The organism is Elioraea sp. Yellowstone, from assembly GCF_006704265.1.
In the GTDB taxonomy this organism is placed as follows: Bacteria; Pseudomonadota; Alphaproteobacteria; order Acetobacterales; family Acetobacteraceae; genus Elioraea.
Genome location: NZ_VIKA01000255.1, coordinates 1 through 2,391 on the forward strand (window position 1 = coordinate 1; position 2,391 = coordinate 2,391).

Annotated in this window: 3 protein-coding genes; all 3 read left to right on the forward strand. The window is 75.8% G+C overall.

What is annotated here, in order from left to right; all coding sequences use genetic code 11:
- A partial coding sequence (locus FK498_RS18405) for an energy transducer TonB (protein ID WP_141857124.1) occupies positions 1 to 389 on the forward strand: 389 nt, incomplete at its 5' end.
- A gap of 25 nt (positions 390 to 414) precedes the next feature.
- Positions 415 to 1,461, forward strand: coding sequence for a hemin-degrading factor (locus FK498_RS18410; RefSeq protein ID WP_141857126.1), 1,047 nt, complete (start codon positions 415 to 417; stop codon positions 1,459 to 1,461).
- Positions 1,455 to 2,339, forward strand: a complete 885-nt coding sequence (locus FK498_RS18415) for a hemin ABC transporter substrate-binding protein (protein WP_141857128.1) — start codon at positions 1,455 to 1,457, stop codon at positions 2,337 to 2,339. Before FK498_RS18410 ends, FK498_RS18415 begins: the two co-directional genes overlap by 7 nt.
- The last annotated feature ends 52 nt before the right edge of the window (positions 2,340 to 2,391 follow it).

Genomic DNA, 2,391 nt, shown 5'->3' on the forward strand with positions numbered 1-2,391 from the left:
GCGGCCAGCCGCGTCCTGCCGCTGCCGCCCAGGCGCCCCCCGGCGGCAGTCCTGCGGTCGGTCGGCCCGAGGTCGAAGGGCCGCCCGCGCCTTCGGCGGATGCCGGTCCGATCCTGGTCAGCCATCCGGGCTTCCGGCACCCGCCCGCACCGCCCGTCTATCCGCCCCAAGCGATCGCGCGCGGCATCGAGGGGACGGTGCTGGTGCGCGTGCTGATCGGCCCCGCGGGCGAGACGATCGAGGTGCGCCTGCAGCGGAGTTCGGGGGCGGCGCTGCTCGACCGCGCCGCCCTTGCGGCCGTGCAGCGCTGGCAGTTCCGCCCCGCCACGGTGGGCGGGCGGGCAACGCCAGCCTGGGTGGAGGTGCCGGTACGGTTCCGGCTCGACTGAGTCCAGTGAGGAAAGGCGACGACCCATGACCGAGACCATTCCCGTGACCGCGGTGGCGGAGCGCTTCGCGGGACTGATCGCCGAACGACCCTCCTTGCGCGTGCGCGATGCGGCCGACGCGCTCGGCGTGCCGGAGGCGGCGATCGTCGCCGGGCTCGCCGGCGCGCGCCGGCTGCGGCCCGACTGGCGCGCCCTGCTCGAGGCGGTGGCCGGGGCGGGCGAGGTGATGGCACTGACGCGCAACGCGCACTGCGTGCACGAGAAGCACGGCACCTATCCGCGGCCGGAGACGCACGGTCGGGTCGGGCTGGTGCTGGGGCAGGAGATCGATCTCCGGCTGTTCCTCGACCACTGGGCCCATGCCTGGTTCGTGCCCGAGGGGAACCCGGGCAGCCCGCGCGGCTCGATCCAGGTCTTCGATCGCGCGGGCGTGGCGGTGCACAAGATCTTCGCCACCCCGGCGACGCCGCCGGGCGCGCTCGCCTCGATCGCCGAGCGCCTCGCGGTCGCGGACCGGACGATGCCCGACTTCACCGACCCCGAACCGCCGAGGCCGGAGCGCGCCGATGCCGCGATCGACCAGGCGCGGCTGCGCAGCGACTGGCTTGCGCTCCAGGACACGCACGACTTCGTCCGGCTGCTGCGGCGCCACAAGGCCGGGCGTGCGCAGGCCTTCCGGCTCGCGGGCGAGGATCTCGCACGGCGGATCGACACCCTCGCGCCGGTCGCGGTGTTGCGCGGCGCGGCCGCGGAGACCCTGTCGATCATGGTGTTCGTGCCGAACCCGGGCTGCATCCAGATCCATTCCGGCCCGGTGGAGCGTGTCGAGCCGCGCGGCCCCTGGTTCAACGTGCTCGACAGCCGCTTCAACCTGCATCTGCGCACGGACCGGCTTGCCCATGCCTGGCTGGTGCGCAAGCCGACCGCGGACGGCGTGGTGACCTCGATCGAGGCCTTCGATGCCGCCGACCGGCTGGTGCTGATGCTGTTCGGCTCGCGCAAGCCCGGCATGCCCGAATCCGAGGCGTGGCGCGCCCTCGCCGCGCGCGTGGCCGAGGGCGCGCCGTGCTGACGCGGCGCGCGCTCGCGCTCGCACCGCTGGCGGCTGCCATGCCCGCGCGCGCGGGCGAGCCGCGGCTCGTGGTGGCGGGCGGTGGGATCGCCGAGATCCTCTGCGCCCTCGGCGCGCGCGCGCAGATCGCGGGCGTGGACAGCACGGTGCTGTTCCCGACCGCGCTGCGCCGCCTGCCGCAGATCGGCTACCTGCGCAGCCTCAGTGCCGAGGGCGTGCTCTCGCTGCGGCCCGATCTGCTGGTCGCGGCGCACGAGGCCGGCCCGCCCGAGGTGCTGGACCAGCTCGAACGGGCAGGGGTGCGGATGGTGCGCGTCGGGCGCATCCACGACCCCGTGTCGCTGGTCGCCGCGATCCGCATGGTCGCGGCCGCCCTCGACCGCAGCGCCGAGGGAGAACGCCTGGCCGCCGCCCTGACGGCGGACTTCGCCGCGCTCGCGCGCTTCGCGGCCGATCCGCCGCAACGGCCGCGCGTGGTGTTCGTGCTCGCGATCGGCGGCGGGGCACCGCAGGCGGCGGGGCGCGAGACGGCGGCGGATGCGATGCTCGGGCTTGCCGGCGCCGAGAACGTGGTCGCCGACTACCGCGGCTATCGCCCCGTCTCCGCCGAGAGCCTGCTCGCCGCATCGCCGGAGGCGGTGGTGACGACGAGCCATACCGTGGCCGCGCTCGGCGGCGTCGAAGGGATTGCGGCGATCCCGGCGCTTGCCGTCCTGCCGGCGGTGCGGCGGCGGCGCATCGTCGCGCTGGACAGCCTCTATCTCCTCGGCTTCGGCCCGCGCACGGCACACGCGGCACGCGACCTCGCCGCCGCGCTGCATGAGGCGGGGCGCGTGCCGGCGCTGCCGCACCGCGCCTGGCTCGATGACGTCGCGTGAGCGAGGCGGCTCTCCTGCCGCGCCTCGCCGCGCGACGCGGGCTGCGCGACGC